Source organism: Leifsonia sp. 2MCAF36 (assembly GCF_052115525.1).
In the GTDB taxonomy this organism is placed as follows: domain Bacteria; phylum Actinomycetota; class Actinomycetes; order Actinomycetales; family Microbacteriaceae; genus Leifsonia.
This window is the reverse complement of sequence record NZ_JBFRGV010000003.1, coordinates 66,568-87,983: the sequence shown is the minus strand read 5'-3', so window position 1 is coordinate 87,983 and position 21,416 is coordinate 66,568. Positions and strand designations below refer to the sequence as shown.

Here is a 21,416-nt window from a genome sequence, read left to right as displayed (position 1 = left end):
GGGCGGCGAACGTCAGTCTGACCGCGACCACGACCGATACCGCGACGACCGACGCGAAGATGGGGGCGAGCGGCGGCAAGGTCGACATCGCGCCCGCCGTCGCCGTGACGTTGTCCAACGTGACGACTGCGGCGCGGGTCGGGTCGACCGGTGGCGGCCTCGGTGTCCTCGGCGCGTTCACCGGTGCCGCCGTGCAGAACGCGAGCGCGGCGTCCACGGCGGGGGCGGTGGTGTCCGGAGGTTCGACCGCGGCGGTCGGCGTCGGGTTGGCGCTGACGATCGCGAACCACACCGTGACGGCGACGACCGCGCGGGCGATCTCGTCCGTCGGCGCCCTGACCATGACGGCATCCGGAGTGAGCGGCTCTGCGGCGTCGGCCAGTGCGTCCGCGTCGGGCGCGCCCGAGAACGGCGCGGCCGGGTCCGGAACCGGTGGTGGTGGCGGGTCGGGCGGCGGCGTCGACCAGCAGGTGAAGACGCAGCGCGACAACGCGGACGCGACCTCGGCGGCGAACGGCGGCGAGACCTCGGGTGCAGCGACCGCGCCGAGCGCATCCACCTCGGACGGTAAGGTCAACGTCGCAGCGGCGGTCGCGCTCGACCTGGCGACCACGGTGTCGCGAGCGACGGTCGTCGGCACCGGGATCGTGCTGAACGCGGGCGGCCTGGTCACGCTGGCCTCGAGCGCGAATACGGATGCCTCGACGACCGCGGACGGCTCGGCGTCGCAGGGTGCGACGGCCACGATCGGCGCCGCGGTCGCGATCACGCTCGCCAACGTCACGAACCAGGCGCTGCTCCCGATCGGCGACGGCGTCACGGCGCACGCGCTGACCGTGTCGGCGACGGAGACAGTGGACGGCGCCGACGCGACCTCGACGTATGGCGCGCAGGCCACCTCCGGTGCGGGCGGCGGGAAGATCTCGGTCGCCGGTTCGCTGGCGCTCGCCGTGGTGAACCAGACGACGACCGCCGAGCTGGCGGGCGCCGTTGCGCTGACCGGAGGCGAGCTGACCGTCACGGCCGCGAGTGCGGCTACGTCGACGGTGAAGGCGGAGCCGACGGCCGGCGGTGTGACGTCGACGAGCGTCGGTGTCGGGGCGTCGGTCGCGCTCAACCTCATCACGGACACGACCACCTCGGCGCTCGGTGACGGCATCAGCGTGACCGGCGCGGCGAACGTGACCCTCAGCTCGACCGCGACCGACGCAGCGACCACCGAGGCGAAGATGGGAGCGGCGGGCGGAAAGGTCGACATCGCGCCCGCCGTCGCGGTCACCCTGTCGAACGTGACCACGACGGCGACGGTCGGGACGCTCGGAGCGGGGCTCACCCTGAGCGGGTCGTTCTCGGCGACCGCCGACCAGGTGGCGAGCGCCTCGTCGACCGCGGGGGCGACGGTCTCGGGCGGATCCACCGCGGCGGTCGGCGTCGGCCTGGCGCTGACCATCGCGAACCACACGGTGACGGCGACCACCGCGCGCAGCATCACGGCGGGTGGCGACCTCAGCCTGACCGCCTCCGGTGTGAGCTCGTCGGATGCGTCGGCCGCCGCCTCCGCGTCGGGTGCGCCGGAGAACGGCGCGGCCGGGTCGGGGACGGGCGGAGGCGGAGGCGCGGGCGACGGCGTCGACCAGCAGGTGAAGACGCAGCGCGACAACGCGGATGCGACCTCGGCGGCCAACGGTGGAAAGACCTCCGGTGCGGCGACGGCGCCGAGCGCATCCACCTCCGACGGCAAGGTGAACGTCGCGGCTGCGGTCGCGCTCGACCTGGCGACGACAGTGTCGCAGGCGACGATCGTCGGCACCGGACTCGCACTGACGGCCGGTGGCCTGGTCACGCTGGCGTCGTCCGCGAACACGGATGCGGCGACCACTGCGGACGGGTCGGCGTCGCAGGGAGCGACCGCGACCATCGGGGCGGCCGTCGCGATCACCCTGGCGAACGTGACCAACCGGGCGCTCCTCCCGACCGGCGACACGGTGCACGCCCACGCGCTGACCGTGTCGGCGACCGAGACCGTGAGCGGCGCGGATGCGACCTCGACCTACGGCGCCCAGGCGACGTCCGGTGCCGGCGGCGGCAAGATCTCGGTGGCCGGTTCGCTTGCGCTCGCCGTGGTCAACCAGGCGACAACCGCCGAGCTCGCGGGCAACGTCGTGCTGACCGGCGGGGACGCGCTCATCTCGGCCGCCAGCAACGCGGCGTCGACCGTCAAGGCCGAGCCGACCGCCGGGGGCGTGACGTCGACCAGCGTCGGTGTCGGCGCGTCCGTGGCGCTGAACCTGATCACCGACACGACGACCGCTGTGCTGGATGACGGCATCAGCCTGAGCGGAGCGGCCAACGTGACGCTCAGCTCCTCCGCCATCGACACGGCGACCACTGAGGCGAAGATGGGGGCGGCCGGCGGCAAGGTCGACATCGCGCCGGCGGTCGCGGTCACGCTCTCGAACGTGACGACGACGGCTCGCGTCGGAACGACCGGCGGCGGACTGACCCTGTCCGGCGCGTTCTCCGGGACGGCGACGCAGGTGGCGAGCGCCTCGACCACCGCCGGGGCGGTCGTGTCGGGCGGGTCGACGGCGGCGGTCGGCGTCGGGCTGGCGCTGACGATCGCGAACCACACGGTCACCGCGACGACGGCGCGGAGTATCACCGCAGGCGGCGCGCTCACGCTCCGGGCCTCGGGAGTGAGCGGATCGTCGGCTTCGGCCAGCGCGTCCGCGTCGGGCGCGCCGGAGAACGGCGCGACCGGGTCCGGGACGGGTGGAGGCGGCGGGTCCGGCGACGGCGTCGACCAGCAGGTGAAGACGCAGCGCGACAATGCGGATGCCACGTCGGCGGCCAACGGCGGTAAGACCTCCGGTGCGGCGACGGCGCCGAGCGCATCCACCTCGGATGGCAAGGTCAACGTCGCGGCGGCGGTCGCGCTCGACCTGGCGACCACGATCTCGCAGGCGACGATCGTCGGTACCGGCATCGCCCTCACCGCCGGTAGGCTCGTGACACTCGCTTCGTCCGCGAACACGGACGCCGCGACCACCGCCGACGGGTCCGCTTCGCAGGGAGCGACGGCGACGATCGGCGCCGCGGTCGCGATCACGCTGGCGAACGTGACCAACCAGGCGCTGCTGCCCACCGGTGACACGGTCCACGCGAAGGCGCTGACCGTGTCGGCGACCGAGACGGTCAACGGCGCCGACGTGACCTCGACCTACGGCGCACAGGCGACCTCGGGTGCGGGCGGCGGCAAGATCTCGGTGGCCGGTTCGCTCGGCCTCGCCGTGGTGAACCAGACCACGACCGCCGAGCTGGCCGGGAACGTGGTCCTGACCGGCGGTGACGCGACGATCGTCGCGGCCAGCAACGCCGTATCGACCGTGAAGGCGGAGCCGACCGCGGGAGGCGTGACCTCGACCAACGTGGGCGTCGGCGCATCCGTCGCCCTCAACCTGATCACCGACACGACGACTGCGGTGCTGGATGACGGCATCAGCCTTACCGGCGCGGCCAACGTCAGCCTCAGCGCGACGGCCGGGGATGCGGCGACGACCGAGGCGAAGATGGGCGCGGCGGGTGGCAAGGTCGACATCGCACCGGCCGTCGCGGTCACGCTGTCCAACGTCACCACGACCGCCAGCGTCGGGACGCTCGGCGCGGGTCTGGTCCTGTCGGGTGCCTTCTCCGGGACGGCCACCCAGGTCGCCGGTGCCTCGTCGACGGCAGGTGCGGTCGTCTCCGGCGGCACCACCGCGGCCGTGGGCGTGGGTCTCGCCCTGACGATCGCCAACCACACCGTCACCGCGACGAGCGCACGCAGCATCACCGCCGGCACGACGCTCACGCTGAAAGCGTCGGGCGTCAGCGGCTCGGATGCATCGGCCAGCGCGTCCGCGTCGGGCGCACCCGAGAATGGCGCGGCCGGTTCCGGGACCGGGGGTGGCGGCGGTTCCGGCGATGGCGTCGACCAGCAGGTCAAGACGCAGCGCGACAACGCGGATGCGACCTCGGCGGCCAATGGCGGCAAGACCTCCGGTGCGGCGACCGCGCCGAGCGCATCCACCTCGGACGGCAAGGTGAACGTCGCAGCGGCTGTCGCGCTCGACCTCGCGACCACCATGTCGCAGGCGACGATCGTCGGCACCGGCCTCGCGCTGACGGCGGGTGGACTGGTCACCTTGGCATCCAGCGCGAACACCGACGCTGCCACGACGGCCGACGGGTCGGCCTCGCAGGGCGCCACGGCCACCATCGGCGCCGCGGTCGCGATCACCCTCGCCAACGTGACCAATCAGGCGCTGCTGCCCACCGGCGACACGGTGCACGCGAAGGCGCTGACCATGTCGGCGACGGAGACCGTGAACGGCGCCGACGCTACCTCGACCTACGGCGCTCAGGCGACCTCCGGCGCGGGCGGCGGCAAGATCTCGGTCGCCGGTTCGCTGGGCCTTGCAGTGATCAACCAGACGACCACGGCCGAACTCGCCGGCATCGTGGTGCTGACCGGCGGCGACGCGACCATCGTCGCGGCCAGCAACGCCGCATCCACCGTCAAGGCAGAACCGACCCCCGGCGGCGTCACCGCGACCAACGTCGGCGTCGGAGCCTCCGTCGCGCTCAACCTCATCACCGACACCACCACTGCGGTGCTGGATGACGGCATCGCCCTCACCGGCGCGGCCAACGTCAGCCTCAGGTCGACGGCGGGGGACGCGGCGGTCACCGAGGCGAAGATGGGGGCCGCGGGAGGCAAGGTCGACATCGCCCCCGCTGTCGCGGTCACCCTCTCCAACGTCACGACCACCGCGCGACTGGGCACCCTCGGCACCCCGATCACCCTCACCGGGTCGTTCTCCGGCTCCGCCACGCAGGTCGCGAGCGCCTCGTCGACCGCCGGTGCGATCGTCTCCGGCGGCACGACCGCCGCGGTCGGGGTCGGCCTGGCGCTGACTATCGCGAACCACACGGTCACCGCGACGACCGCGCGCAGCATCATCGCCGGCGGCACCATCACCCTGGTCGCCTCCGGCGTCAGCGGGTCCTCGGCGTCGGCCAGCGCTTCGGCATCGGGCGCGCCGGAGAACGGCGCCGCCGGCTCCGGAGGCGCGACCTCGGGCGGCGGCGCGGGCGACGGCGTCGACCAGCAGGTCACGACCCAGCGCGACAACGCCGACACCACGTCCGCGGCGAACGGCGGCAAGACCTCCGGCTCCACCAGCTCGCCGAGCGCGACGACCTCCGACGGCAAGGTGAACGTCGCGGCAGCCGTGGGCATCGACATCGCCACCATCGTCGCTCGTGCCACCCTCGAGCGGACCGGCCTCGACCTCACCGCCGGCGGGCTCGTCACCCTCGCCTCCAGCGCGAACACCGACGCGGCCAGCTCGGCCGACGGCTCGGCCTCGCACGGCGCGACGGCCACCATCGGCGCGGGCGTCGCGATCACGCTGGCGGATGTCACCAACCAGGCGATCCTCCCGGTGGGCGACAGCATCCACGCGCACGCACTCGCCGTCTCCGCGACGGTGACGAACAACGGCGGCGACACCACCTCGACCTACGGCGCGCAGGCGGTGTCCGGGGCCGGACAGGGCAAGATCTCGGTCGCCGGGTCGGTCGCCCTCGCGATCATCAACCAGGCGACGCTCGCCGAGCTCTCCGGCACGGTGACGCTGACCGGTGGGGATGTCGCGGTCACGGCCGTGAGCAATGCGGTGTTCACCGTCGGTGCCGAGCCGACACCAGGCGGTGTGACCGCCACGAACGTCGGGGTCGGCGCATCCGTCGCCCTCAACCTGATCACCGACACCACCGTGGCGCTCCTCGATGACGGCATCGCCGTCCTCGGTGCTCACGACTTCGCGCTGACCGCGACCGCGGGGGACATCGCGACGACCGACGCGAAGATGGGCGCCTCCGGCGGCAAGGTGGATGTGTCGCCGGCCATCGCGGTGACCATCTCGAACGTGACGACGACGGCGAGCATCGGCACCCTCACGGCGAACGGGACCATCGTCCTCACCGGATCGTTCTCCGCGATCGCGACCCAGACCGCCGGTGCGGCGACGAGCGCAGGTTCGGTGGCGACCGGCGGATCCAACGCCTCCATCGGTGTCGGACTCGCCCTCAACCTGGTCACCCACAGCGTCACCAGCACTACGGGCCGCAACATCACGGCGGGGGGCGGGATCGCGTTCGGCGCGTTCGGCTCGTCGGTCGACGGTGCGACGGCGAGCGCCTCCGCCAGCGGTGCGCCCCAGCAGGGCGACGGCGGAGCGCCCGCGGGCGGCGTCGACGGTCAGGCGCAGAAGGAGCGCACCAACGCGATCGACACCGACACGGCGAACGGCGGTACGGGATCGACGGCCAGCGCGAACCCGTCGGCCGCCAGCTCGGACGGCAAGGTCTCGGTCGCAGCCGCGGTCGCCCTCAACATCGCCGACGTCACCGCCACCTCCACGCTGCCGGACGGCCTCACGCTGATCGCGGGCGGGGTCGTCAGCCTGAAGAGCTCCGAGAACGTGGACGGCGCGGTGAAGGCCGACGGCACCGCGGTGAAGGCGACCAACGTGGGAGTCGGCGCGGCCGTCGCGCTGAACCTGGTCACCATCACGAACCGCTCGTTCCTCGGCCAGCGCACCCACGTCGCCGGCAACGGCTTCGAGGTGCAGGCCACGATGACGGCCCTGGGAGCCGACACCATGCACACCTTCACGGTCGAGGCGGATGCGGGGGCCGGGTCGAAGAAGATCGGGGTGGCCGGCGCGCTGGCGCTGAACCTGGTCACCGACACGACGGAAGCCTTCATTCCGGGCAGCGCAACGGTGGCGGCCGGGACGGGCGACATCGCGTTCATCGCCGAGAACCTCCGCTCCGACTCGGCGAAGGCGCTCGCCGACGCATCCATCGGGGGCGGTGGAACCGTCGGCGTCGGCGCATCCATCGCCATCAACGTGCTCACCACCAACGTCACCCGGGCCGAGGTCGAGGACGGCGCGATCCTGACCGGCGGCCGCGCGGTGACGCTGAGCGCCACCTCCGCCGAGCCTGTCGTCAACCAGGTCACGGCCGGCTCCGCCGGTTCGTCGGTCGCGGTCAGCCCGGCGGTCGGGATCAACATCGTCATCAGCGTCACCACTGCACGGCTCGGCACGCCGAACGCGAGCGGCACGCCCGCCGCCGGCGGCCTCACCGCGACGGGCGCCGTGCTCATCTCGGCGACGCACACCGGCTCCGCCGCCATCACGGGGGATGCGAAGGCGGCCAGCAGCAGCGTGGCCGTCGGCGCGATCATCGCGGTCAACGTCGTCATCGTCACGACCACAGCGGCCACTGTGCGCAACATCTCGGGCGCCTCCGTCATCCTGACCGCGACGACCACCACCTCCGGAAGCGCCGACGTCACCGCCAGTGCGCAGGGCACGACGCCGGGCACGGGCGGCAGCTCGGACGGCCAGTCCAAGAACGCGGTGCAGAACACGCCGAGCACCAGCGGCAACGAGGGTCTGCTGCCGACCGGAAGCTCGTCCGCAGGCGGCGCAGTCGGCGGGGCGAACACCGAATCGGGCGGCCAGTCCGGGCAGTCTTCCGGTCAGGGCGTCGGCGTCGGCGCCGCGGTCAGCGTCAACGTGGTGACCGACACGAACACCGCCAGCGTCGCCGCAGGCCTCACGGTGACCGCGACCGGCGCGATCGGCGTCAGCGCGACGAACTCGACGGATGCGCTCGCCAAGGCGGTCGGCACCTCCACCGCGATCAACAGCAACAACATCGGCGCGGGAATCGCTCTGAACGTCGCCACCGTCACGAACGCGGGCACGATCGGCGCGGGCGCGACCATCTCCGGCGGCAGCGTCGTGGTGCAGGGCGTCACGGCGGCGGGGACCGAGAACGACTTCACCGTCTGGGGCATCTCGGCCGCAGGCGGAGCAGGGGACGTGAGCGTGGCCGGCTCGGTCGGCGTGCAGGTGCTCACCCTCTCCAACACAGCCGTCGTCGGCGCCGGCTCGCACATCACCTCCGGCGGCGCTCTCGTCCTCGCGGCGAGCGACCCGATGGGGCTGCAGTCGATCGCCGGAGCGGGCGGCCTCTCCCTCGACGGCTCGGGGGTCGGCGCGGCCATCGTCGTCAACGTGCTGTCGATCAGCACGCTGGCCTCCATCGACTCCAACACCCAGCAGCCGACCGTCGTGAACGCCGGCGGCGCGATCTCGCTGAGCGCGACGGCGTCCCTGGTCCCGCTCGGCATCAGCCTCATCCCGGCCGTGCAGCTGCCGGATGTGAGCGGCGTCGCGGTCGCGGGCGGCGCCGGGACCAGCGGCGTGGCGGTCGGCGGCGCCTTCATCGTCGACGTCTTCGACCTGACCACGCAGGCGTACATCGCCGACCACGCCTCGATCAACCAGACCATCGCCTCCACTCCCGGCCAGTCGATCACCATCGCCGCCTCCGACGACATCCGGATGTTCGAGCTCGCCGGTTCTCTCGGTCTGAGCCTCGGCAGCGTCGGGGTCGGCATCAGCGTCATCGTCGGCGTGATCAACAAGGATGTGCGGGCCTACCTCGGGTCGTCGGTGGTCGCCACGGTCGGCGGCAGCGTCAGCCTGCGGGCGACCGACCCGGAGAGCTTCACCGAGATCGCGATCGGCGCGGCGGCCTCGCAGAGCGCCGGAGTCACCGGCTCGATCATCGTCCTGGTGCTGAACCCGGGCTCCAGCTCGCCGGGCACGCGCGCCTACATCGACGGCGGCGCGGGTCGGGCCACGACGGTGCACGCCGGCGGCGACGTCAGCATCCTGGCCTCGGACGACGGCGGGACGTTCGGCCTCTACGCCGGACAGATCAGCGTCGGAGGATCCGCCGGTGTGGGCATCTCCTCGGCAGTGCTGACGCGCAGCAGCATCGTCGACGCCTACATCGACGGCGGCGACGACATCTGGGCGCACGGCGCGACCGGGCTGACCCTCGGCGCAACGCAGAGCGCGAGCATCGAGCTGATCGCGGTCGGCGGCTCGGTCGGCGGATCCGCCGGAGTCGCGGGATCGGCCACGGTGGATGTGCTCGATCACACCACGCACGCCCACATCGACCGCGGCGCGACCATCAACGGCGGCAACGTCGGGGCGGCCGCCACCGAGGGAGTCGCGCTCTCGGCCACAGACACCACCACGGTCCGCGGGATCGCCGGGCAGCTCGCCGTCGGCGGGTCCGCCGGAATCGGAGCGGGCGCGGACGTCGAGGTCATCGACAAGGACACCCAGGCCTGGATCGCACCCCAGGTCGTCGTGGTCGCCAACGGCTCGGTGACGGTCGACGCCACCTCGAGCGAGGATGTCACCTCGATCTCGGCCGGCGCCTCCGCCGGCGGAGCGGTCGGCGTCGCGCTGAACGCAGCGGTCTCGGTCTTCACGATCGTGACCAAGGCGTTCGTCGGCGAGGTGTGCACCGCACCGACCATTACCGCCGCGGGCTGCGCGACCTCGCGGACCACCATCCTGGCCGGCGGCAGCGCCCGTATCGCTGCCACCGAGCAACTCACGCTGAGCGTCATCGCCGGCAGCCTCGCCATCGGCGGCGAGGTCGGCGTCGGCGCTTCCGCAGCCGTGCCCGTCGTGACGAAGACGACGACCGCCTTCATCGGCGACAACTCGATCGTGAATGCCCGCGGCACCGGCGCGGGCATCACGGCGGGCACTGGAGGCTTCACCGTCACCGCGGTCGACACCCGGTTCACCCCGGCCACCGCCATCGAAGCCGACGGGCGCACGATCGACCTGGGCTACGTGCACGGCTTCACCGAGGGCCAGCAGGTGCTCTACGACAACGGCGGCGGCGCCTCCATCGGCGGCCTCAGCCAGGGCGGCGTCTACTACGTGCACGTGGTCTCGGCGCACGAGGTGCAGCTGTCGGCGACGCAGGGCGGTGCGACCATCGCGCTGACGCCGCCGGTCCGCGGCGGCGAGTCGCAGCGCATCCTCGCCACGGACAGGGCGGCAGCACCCGTCGCGGCCGGCCAGTACTTCACCCCGTCGCTGGATGTGACGGGCAACGTCATCAACCTGCCCTACGACGTGACCCTCGCCAACGGCGACCCGGTCGTCTACCGCGCGGGCGGCGGCACGGCGATCGGCGGACTCGTCGACGGCCAGACCTACTACGTCATCGTCACCGGCCCGCACTCGATCGAGCTCGCGGCGACCGCCTGCCAGGCGAATCCGGGCGGCAGCAACTGCAGCGGCGCCGTGCAGACGCCGATCACGCTCACGGCAGCGACGGCCGGCGCGGACCGTGCCCACAGCATCCTGCGCCAGGGCGACCAGCCTCCGGGCGACGCCTCAGCGGTGACCGGGACCAGCGTCGTGACGCCGAACACGGTCGCGAACTTCCACGGCGTCGCGGTCACCGCGAACAACAGCGACACCATCGGCGGCTACGGCGTCGCGGCCGGCTTCGGCACGGTCGGGGTGTCGGTCAGCGGCAGCGTCAACATCGTGACGGCGAACACCTCCGCCACGATCGGCCGGATCGCCCAGGTGAACACCAGCAACGCGGGCGCGTCCTCGGCGCAGAGCGTGATCGTCGGAGCGGGCAACGCCTTCCAGCTCCTCATGGTCGCCGCGTCGGTCGCGGCCGGAGCGGTCGGCGTCGGCGCCAACGCCGCGGTCGGCATCGTGACCATCAACACCGACAGCTCGATCGGCGCAGGCGCGGTGGTGGATGCGGCACGCGACGTCATCGTCGCGGCCACCGCCTCCGACCAGGTCACCGCGGTCGCTGCCGCCGCTGCCGGAGGCGCGGTGGGGGTCGCCGGCGTCGCCGCCGTGATCGTGCTGACGCTGCACACCTACGCCGACACCGGACTCGGGGTAACCATCGTCGCCGGCAACAACATCCTCGTCGCCGCGCACGACGCCTCGAAGATCACCGTGGTCTCCGGCGGCATCGCGGTCGGAGCGGTCGGGGTCGGCATCGGCGTCGCCGTAACGTCGGTCAGCAAGGACACCCGAGCCTTCATCGGCGCAGGCAGCTCGGTCGATGCGCTGGCGCAGCAGCCGGGCGTCTCGCTGGCGGGCGTCTACGACGGCACGGTCGGAGCCACCTCCTTCGGCACGCTCCCCGCCTTCAACGGGCTGGCGGTGCAGGCGGGCTCCAGCGAGAACGTGTTCGGGATGGCCGTCACGGCCGGCGCCGGATTCGTCGGCGTCGCCGGGGCGCTCAACGTCACGCTGGTGCACACGACGACCCTCGCCTTCATCGACAGCAACACGCTGAACCGCACGCGCATCAACCTGCTGGCGGGCGCCGGCTCGCAGCAGTCGATCAACGTTTCTGCGGCCGACCTGGTGAAGACGTTCACGATCGGCGGCGGCGTGGCCGGTGGGTTCGTCGGGGTGGCCGGCGGCATCGACATCGGCGTCGCCGACGTCACGGCCCAGGCCTACGTCGGGGCGTACGCGACACTGCACGCGGCCAAGGACGCGTCGTTCTTCGCCATGACCAGCAAGCAGATCCAGACCTACGCGGTCAGCGTCGGCGGCGGGTTCGTCGGAGCGGCCGGCTCGGTCTCGGTGTGGGGCGTCGGCACGCAGCCGACCGGCTCCTACAACGAGGGCGGCTACGGCACCGACAAGGGCACCTGGTCGGGCGCGACGGCGTACAAGCAGGGGGATGTCGTCACCGGCTCCGACGGCAAGCGCTACGGCGCGAAGACCGAGAACTCCGGCGTGAACCCGGTCGGCGACGGCAGCGGCACCTGGGAAGGCTCGACCGACGCGTTGAACACCTCGTCGAGCAGCCCGGACGCGGCGACCGAGGCCGGTGGCCACGCCAACGGGTCCGGCCAGGGCGGCTTCCAGGGCATCCTCGACGGCACCGCCGACATGCACAACACGTCGGACAACACCAACGGCCGGATGCAGCCGTCGCTGACCTCCGCCAACCAGACCGTGCACTCCGCGGCGCCCGGCTCGAACATCGTCAGCAGCCAGTTCAGCAACAGCGTCGCCGCAGGGACGGTCGCGACGATCGGCGCGAACACCGTCATCGTCATCGGTGGCGGGCTGCACGTCGGCGCCGGGGAGAACATCCACTTCGACGGCGTCGCGGGAACGGCCGCGGGCGGAGCGGTCGCGGTGGGCGGCTCCATCCTGGTCGTGGGCATCACCAGCAACGTCGAGTCGTCCATCCAGACCGGCGCCAGCGTCACGGCGGGCGGGGGAGTCCGCGTGACGACGTCACTGACGGAGACCGACGACGGACTCGGCTTCGCCGGTGTCGGCGGCCTCGTCGCCGTCTTCGGCCAGGTCGTGCTGATCACCAGCCACGCGACGCAGAACGCGCACATCGACTCCGGGGCCGTCATCCCGACCGCCGGTGGCATCGTCGACGTGGAGGCCATCGCGACCCGCACGGTCTCGCCGCTCTCCATCGGCGGCGCGATCGGCGCCGTAGCGGCTGGAGCCTCCGTCGCGGTCGCCAGCATCGACGGCGACACCACGGCGAGCATCGGGAACGTCGTCATCGGCTCGTTGGCACCGGCCGGCGGCATCAGCGAGCTCGCCCAGTCGACCATCGTCGCGCCGGTGCAGGCGTACTCGGTCGCGGCCGGGATCGGCGGCGGCATCTCGGGCGCCGTGGCGGTAGCCACCATCGACGGCACGACCGCGGCGACCTACAGCGGCCATTCCACCCTTAGCGGCGGTGCGTCGATCTCGGCCATCGGCGTCAGCACGCCGACCACGTCGACGCTCAGCGTCGCGACCGGTGCGATCACCTCCGGAATCAACGTCGCCCGGTCCGTCACCAACCGCTCCACCGTCGCACGCTTCACCGGCGGGTCGAGCATCTCCGCCGGCGGCGCGGTGGCGGTGGGTGCCGCATCCACCAACCACGCGTCCGCGCAGACCCCGAGCGCCGCCCTCAGCCTGATCGGCTTCAGCCTGCTTCTCCCGATCGCGACCGTCAACGGAGCCACCGAGGCGCACCTGGATGGCGTGGTGAGCGCATCCGGATCGATCGCCGTCACCGCCAGCGGCCAGAACCAGGCCACCGCGGACGCTTTCGTCGTCACCGTCAGCCTGCTCGGCGGCGGCCAGGGCGTCAGCGCGCTCGCGACGGTCACCTCCAACGCGGACGTGCTTGCCAGCGTCGGCTCGACGGCCGGCCTCAGCAGCACCGGCGCGGTGTCGGTCACCGCGACGATCGTCTCCGACGGCAGCCATGGGAACTACGCCGAGGCGAGCGTCACCAGCGGAGGCGGCGGGCTCATCAACGCGGGCGCGTTCGTCGCGAGCGCACTGCTCGCGGGCGCCACGACGGCCGAGCTCCGGGCATCCGTCCTGGCCTCCGGGTCGGTGCTCGTCAAGGCAGCGGGTGACAGCACCGCGAACGCCGCCAGCACGAGTGCAGGTCTGGGGCTGCTCACCGTCACCCTCGCGCTCGTCGACGCGGAGGTCCAGTCGAGCGCCGGCGTGGTGGCCATCGTCAGCGGAGGCGGCCTCACCTCCACCGGGAGCGTGCAGGTCGTCGCGACCGGTGCCAACACCGCGACCACCAGCACCGACGCCGCGAGCATCGGCATCTACTCCGGCGCGGCGAACGCCTCCACCGCCCTCGTGGCCGACGAGACCAGGGCCGAGCTCGCCGACTCCCTGCACAGCCAGGGGCTCTCGGTGACCGCGGATGCGACCAGCACCACGTCCGCGACGTCCGCCGTGGTCTCCATCGGACTGATCGCCGCTTCCTTCGGTGACACGGTCGCGAAGGTGCTGTCCTCCGCCGCCGTCCAGGCGCTGGTCGACTCGGCCGCGACGACAGTCGACGCCGGAGCGGGTGCGCTGCTGGTCCGGGCGACCTCGGCGAACAGCGCGACCTCGACGCCGACGCGGGTGTCGGGCGGCGGCATCGCCCTGCTCGGCCTGTCGCCCATCGCGAACATCGCGGCGGCCACGAAAGCCGAGTTCGACGGCGGGACGACGACCTCCGGCGCATTCACCGTCACGGCGAGCGGTCACAACACGGCGAAGGCGACCGGCAACGTCAGCAACTTCAGCATCGGCGGCGTCACCGGCGTCATCGTCCGCGCCGACATCGCGGCGAGCGCAGCCATCACCGCCGCCGTCGCCGCCAGCGCGCGGATCACTGCATCCGGCCAGTTCACCGTCTCGGCGTTGAACCCGGGCGGGAACAGCGTGGATGCGGAGGCCAGCAGCACCGCAGGCGGCGTGATCGCCGCGGGTGTCTTCTTCGCCGGCGCGACGATCGCCGCACCTGTCTCGGCCACCATGAGCGGCTCGCTGCTGGCGTCGACCGGAGCGACCGTCGCCGCTGCGGCGACCAGCACCGTCACCGCCGTCGCGAACTCGCTCAACATCAGCCTCGCCGGCATCACGGCGGCCCTGGTGGATGCGGAGCTGCTGTCCTCGGCCGCTGTCACGAGCCAGTACGGCACCGGAGCGCTGGCCACCAGCGGCAACGGAGCCGTCACCGCGACGACGGCGAACACGGTCACCGCCTCGACGGATACGGCCTCGGGCGGCTTCCTGGAGTTCGGCGTCACCGTCCCGACCGGCCAGATCGCCGCGGCGACGACTGCCGGCTTCGGCGGCACGCTCACCCTCGCGACCGGTCTGACCGTGCAGGCCACCTCGACGAACACGGTCGCAACGACCGCGGGCGCGCAGAGTTACGGCGCCATCGCGGCGACGACCTCGTCGCCGGCCGCGATCATCACGAACGGGGTCATCACCACCGCCAGCATCGACCAGAGCGCACTCCTGAACGCGCCGAGCGCGGCCATCGCCGTGCTCGCCAGCTCCACCGGGACGACGACGGCGAAGGGCGGATCGGTCAATGGCGGCCTCGGCACCGTCTCGTCGGCGCACCCCGCGGCGACCGACAGCGCGCAGACGTTCGCCAAGATGCTCGGCGCCGCCCACGGAGCGACCGCGACCACGCCGGGCGCCCTGTCCATCGCAGTGCAGTCGAGCACGGTCGACACCACGACCGCGCTCATCAGCGACACCAGCGGTGCGGGCGTCGCCATCTCCGACGCCGGAGCGACCGCCACAACCCAGACCAAGGCCGAGACCGACTTCGCCTCGGCCGACGCACCGATCGTCACCGTCGGCGACATCACCGTCGGAGTCGCCTCCAACCCGGTGTCCATCTCGTCCGCGCTGAGCACGTCCGTCGGCATCCTGCTGAACATCGACTCCAACAACGCGACCGTCGTCAACTCGCCGACCGTCACCCTCCTGGTCGCCAAGAACGCCCGCATCTACGCCGGAGGTACGGTCACCCTGACCGCCCAGCAGAACACGACGGCCCCGCCCAGCCTCAACCAGAGCCAGTTCGACGGCGCCACCGGCGTCAACACCGGGACCGACACGATCACCCTGACCGCCCCGCACTCGTTCACCACCGGCGGCACGGTGACCTACACGACCAACGGCGGCACGCCGGTGGGCGGTCTCACCAACAACGCCCAGTACAACGTGATCGTGGTGAACCAGAACGCGATCCAGCTCGGCTCGCTCTTCGACGCGTCCAACATCGACCCGGCCACCGACACCATCCAGTTCGGCACCGGTTCCGGAGCCGACTTCGTCCCGCTCCGGCACAACCTGCACGAAGGCGACCTCGTCATCTACGTCGTGCCGAGCGGCAGCACGGCGGTCCCCGGACTGATCTCGGGGCACCAGTACCGCGTCCACGTCATCGACGACTCCGACATCCAGCTGTTCGACCCGTCGACGCCGACCGGAGCGGTCAGCGCGACCGGTTCGAACGTCACCGGCGGCAACACCATCACCCAGACGAACAGCTACGGCAACGGGGATGCGGTCACCTACACGAACGGCAACGCCCTGCAGTCGTTCACGACCGACCAGGTCGAGATCGCGGTCGACGGCAGCTTCAAGCCCATCATCTCCGGCAACCCGCCGGCGCTCACGTACGTCGACGACAACACGATCACCATCCCGAACAACGGCTTCACCACCGGTCAGGCCATCGTCTACGAAGGAGCGACCGACCCGGTCGGCGGCCTCGTCAACGGCGCCACGTACTACGTCATCACGCTCAACGGCAACCAGATCCGGCTCGCGGCGAACCTGTGCAACGCCACCGGAACCTGCCTCGACGGCAGCAACAACCCCATCCCGGTCACCGCCGTCGCGCTCACCCCGGACCGTTCGGATGCCGGACGCGCGGTCATCCACCGGTTCTTCACCCCCGGACAGCAGCCGATCACGGGACTGGTCGACGGCGGCCGCTACTACATCGTCGGTGCGACAGCGACCAGCTTCCAGCTGGCGACCACCCCGGGCGGGGCGGCGATCACCCTCGACGGCACCGGGATCACGGGCTCCGGAACCTTCACGGCCGCACCGATCGACCTCGGTGCCGGTGGGGGCGGCATCCAGCAACTCGTGATCGACCTGACCGCTGCCGGTTCGGGCACGCAGACGCTCTCGGCCGTCGGGATCAGCGGGGCGACCGCCGGCGGTGGCCAGCTCTCGACGGCGACGGTCAACGGCTCCGGCGGCGGCATCATCAGCTCCGGACACGCCAACACGTCCGCGACGGAGGACGCGACGGTCACGGTGACCATCGACCAGGGCGCGACGATCACCGCCGGCGGCTCGATCATCCTCACCACCAGCTCCAACGCCGGCGTCAGCGCCGACTCGGCAAACGGCGGCGGCGGCCTGGTCGCGATCGGCAGCGCTGCAGCTCAGTCGAGCACCACCACCGACACCGAGGTCCTCGTCGCCGCAGGCGCGATCCTCACGGCGGGCGCCGACGTCACCATCGACCCCCTCACCTTCGGCCAGGCCGTGGCGCTTTCGCAGTCGCACGCCGGCGGACTCGGTTCGGGCGTCAGCTCGCACGCCGGCGCGACCCTGACGATCAGCACGGTGACGACGGTCGCGGGCACCATCCTGGCCGGCAACGACATCGCGGTCTCGGCGCACACCGCGGCCAACGGCGACGTCAGCACCAACGCCGAGGGCGGCGGCCTCGGCGTCTCGGCCCACGCGGGCACCTGCGGCGGCCCGGAGTGCGACCTCAACATCGGCATCACCACGACCGTCGACCTGCAGCCGTTCGCACACCTCACCGCCGACAACGTGAACGTCACGGCGAGCGTCGACAGCGTCTTCGCGCACAACAACGCGCACACGCACGCCAAGGCGCTCGGTGCCGCCTCCGACGCCGAAGCGGACGTGTACGTCACCAGCAACACCCTCGTGCACCTGGAGCACGACGTGAAGATCGTCGGCTACGAGACGGTCACGCTGGTCGCGGTCAACGACAAGATCACCCTCATCGCCTCCTCCGACGCCCACTGCGGCTGCCTCGGCGGTGACACCAACTCCACCTCCAACATCAACTACACCGGCACCTCGACGGTGACGGCCGATCTCGGCTCCGTCATCCGCACCGCCGTCCTCGAGGTCGACGCGCTCGAGAACCTCACCGGCTGGAGCCGCCCGACCGACTCCGACGGCGCCGCATTCGACGGCGGCGGCTCGCACGGAGGCACGAACGAGAACGCGCAGCGGCTGATCCAGTGGCACGCGACCGTGTACCTCCATGCCGCCGACCCGCAGCTGGTCGTCGACGATACGGGCAAGATCGTGAAGCTGTACGGCGTCGTCGTGAAGGACGACCTGGGCAACACGTACGGCCTCGGCTCGGTCATCCCGGTCGGCCGGATCATCGAGGTGCAGGACATCGTCAACGCCGGGGGAGCGCAGGCCACCTTCTACGCCAACGCGGTCGGCTCACAGGCGGGCGGGAGCGCACCGCAGGGCTCCATCACCGGCACGGACGGAAAGTTCGTCATCCAGAACACCTTCGACTTCGTGAAGCTGTACAACTCCTCCAGCCGCTCGATGACCGTGCACGCGATCACCGTCGCCAACCTGACGTCGGTCGCGGCGACCGTCAACATCAAGCTCGAAGTCAGCTCCGGCTTCCTGTTCTCGATCGGCAACCCGATCTTCATCCCCACCGCGGTCGACATCGAGAACTACCTGGTCTCCGGTAACGGCACCGACCAGCTCGTGCTCGACGGTGTCATCGACAACCCGATCGGCTCGACCCGCGTCGACAACCAGCACGGCGACATCCTCGCCGGACCCGACGGCCCCTCGATCGTCACCAACACCCTGGTGATCCTCGCCGACGACGGCACCATCGGCCTGCTCGACGCATCCTCCGGTGTCCGCGTTCCGATCCCGGTCGTCCTGGTGCAGAGCGACTACCTCATCGACAATGTCGACCCGACCCGTCTGGTCTCCCTGATCGCAGACGCCCGAGTGGATGTGGTGCTCGACATCACCTCCATCCTCCGGGCGGCGCCCAGCACGTTCACACCGACCCTCCCGCTCATCCACGCCGGTCGCGACATCGACATCGTGATCGGCGACAGCCTGCAGGGCGACGACGTGCCGCCGTTCGGGTCGAACGCCATCCAGGTGAACGTGCAGCAGACCCCCGCGCTCTCGGGGCTGTACCAGCTGTTCTTCCACCCCGACAGCGGCACCTTCAGCGACACCGACCCGGTCCTCGTCGCCTTCGGTACGAACAACAGCCCGTTCCCGAGCACCTACGTCTTCAGCGACCTGAGCGCCGGACGGAACATCAACGTGCGGCACACGGCGACCGGAGCGTCGGTGGTCTTCATCGCCCACACCGACGTGGATGCGACGCTCACCGGCATCGAGCTGCCCATCCCGTTCTCCACCAGCGACGGCGTCGGCGAGATCGACCTGTTCACGAACGGGTCGATCACCGACACGGAGACCGTCGGCGACCTGCGGGTGGGCACCATCACCTCCACCGGCGGCGACGTCACGTTGATCGCGCCCGACCTCGCAGCCTCCATTTTCGACGTGAGCGCGCTAGACGACACCACAGCGCGGGTGACCGGCAACACGATCACGCTGCTCGCGCCGACCGGCGGGATCGGCTTCCTCGCGCCGAGCGTCAACTACCTGGAATTCCACTCGTCCAACGCGGCACGCGGACACGTCTACGCGCTCGCCCTGCACGGCATCTACCTGGCGCAGACCACCGGCCCGCTCTACGTCGGACTCGTCGACTCGCTCGGCGGAGACGTCGCGCTGATCGACGACAACGGCTCCATCCTGAACGACGTCGACGGCACCACAGCTGAGGTGGTCGGAACCAACATCGACCTGATCGCCCACAACGGCTCGATCGGCACCGCGTCGCCGAGCGGAGCATCCGACCTTAAGGTCAGCACGGACGCGACGCAGGGCGGCCGGCTCTTCGCCCTGACCGACCGGACAGCGGCGCTGCCGGTCGGCAGCTCCCCGAACGGCGACATCTACGTCACCCAGACGTCCGGCGCACTCCGGGTCCTCAGCGCCGAGTCGGTGTTCGGCGACGTGCGACTGACCGTGCCGTTCGCCACTGGGCGCACCGACGCCGACCTCGACCTGCTCGACGCCGGCAGCACGCTGGATGCGGCGATCACCCTCGCAGAGGGCCGCATCGTCGCCCTCGGCGCTGTCACGCTCCGGATCGGCGACGACCTGGAGACCGCCGTGACCAGCCTCATCCAGGGCGCCACGGTCACCATCCTCGGGGAGTTCCTGCAGAACCCGCTCGCCCCGGTCGGCTCGACCATGCACTTCGCGGGGACCGTCACCGGGCATCCGACCGACATCTTCGGCGGCAACGGCGTCGACACCTACCTGTTCGACCACACCTTCCTCGGCGGTCAGACCAACGTCTACGGCGGAGCGACCGCGACCGCGGCGGGCCCCGACGGCAACGACGTGTTCGTGGTCGATCATCTGCAGACCATGACGACCACGCACCTCGACCTCACCGGCGATGCCTACGCCGGACTGCCGGTGCGCGACGCGCTGCTGCTCGACGGCCAGACCGGCAACAACAGCTACACGGTCGACACCTGGGGCGGAGCGGACCCGCTGGACCACGACTATCTCCTCAACGTGCTGAACTCCGGCCCGTGGGGCGGCCTCAACACGCTCACGGTCAACGGAACCGGCGCCGCCGACGTCTTCCTGCTCCGCGGGGTGACGATCATCCCCGACCAGCCCGGAGCGGAGCTTCCCGCGTTCGTGGCGCTGCTGCACGGCCTGCTCGCCGCCGAGCGGATCAACTACGACGACCACATCAACAGCCGCCTGACCGTCAACGGCCTCGCCGGGAACGACACCTTCGTCGTCGACGACAACAGCGCCATCACCACCCTTGATGGCGGACTCGGCGACGACCGCTTCATCATCGGGCAGCTCTACGATGCTCCCCGCACCCCACCGGCCGTGCATCCGGAGGACCAGTTCCCGCTGCTCGCCACCGCGCTGGGCCTGCTGAGCGACGGGATCAGCTTCCCGACCACGATCTACGGCGGCGCCGGAAACGACACCTTCGTCATCAACCACAACCTCGCCGAGCTCCGGGTGGAGGCGGGGACCGGGAACGACACCTTCCTTCTGACTGCGGCGCGGCTCCCCGCCGTCGCCGGCTACCTGACCGACGGTCTGGTGTCGCTCGACGGCGGGGCAGGCACGAGCACGGTCCGGGTCACCGGGTTCGACTCCCTCGCCTCCTTCGTCTCGAACATCAACGGGCTGAAGGGCGAAGGCCTCACGGTCACTCTCCGGAACTTCACGGCCGCGGCCGCGCTCTCGCTGTTCTCCGGCGCGGTGCCGACGCCCACGCCGTTCCTCCTCCCCGGCGAGGACCCGCCGCCGGTCGTGGTGATCCCGCCGGTCATCCCGGTTCCGGGCGCCGGAGTGATCACGGTGATCGAGTCGGGCGGCGACACCGTCGTGCTCCCCGGCGGTCCGCTGACCGACACGTACACGATCGAGCTGGCGACGCCGCCGACGGCGACGGTCTTCCTCACGCTCTCCGCCGGCTACGGCGGCGGAACGCCCTACGCCCAGCTGTCGATCGACGGCGGCCTCACCTACGCCGACAGCGTGGTGCTGATCTTCGCAGCCGGCGAGGTCGGCCCCAAGACGGTGACGGTCCGCCTCAACCCGGGCGTGGTGTCCTTCCCGCCGGGATACGTCGTCGAGACGATCAGCACCTCCACCGAGAGCGCCGACCCGCTCTACAACCGGGCGAGCGTGCGCAACGTCTACGTCAACGAGCCCGCGCCGCAGCCGCTGCCGGGGCCGCCCACGCCGCCAGGGCCGCCTGCTCCGCCAGTGCCGGTCACGCCGGCAGGAGGCGGCGCGGGCAACGCGACCGCGGCAACCGGGGCGGGCGCCGCCGGAGGTTTGGCCGCTACGGGGTCGTCGCTGGCGGCTGCGCCGCTCGCCGGGGGGCTGCTGCTCCTGCTTCTCGGGCTGGGGCTGGTGCTCCTGGTGTCGCGCCGTCGCCGCGCCGCGCACTGA

General features: G+C 71.5%; 1 protein-coding gene (running past one end of the window). It reads left to right on the top strand.

What is annotated here, in order from left to right; all coding sequences use genetic code 11:
• Positions 1–21,416, top strand: the 3' portion of a protein-coding gene (locus AB4079_RS05695; RefSeq protein ID WP_441786327.1) for a hypothetical protein. 8,173 nt of this gene lie to the left of the window's left edge; the window shows 21,416 of its 29,589 coding nt (coding positions 8,174–29,589); its start codon lies off the left edge, out of view; its stop codon occupies positions 21,414–21,416.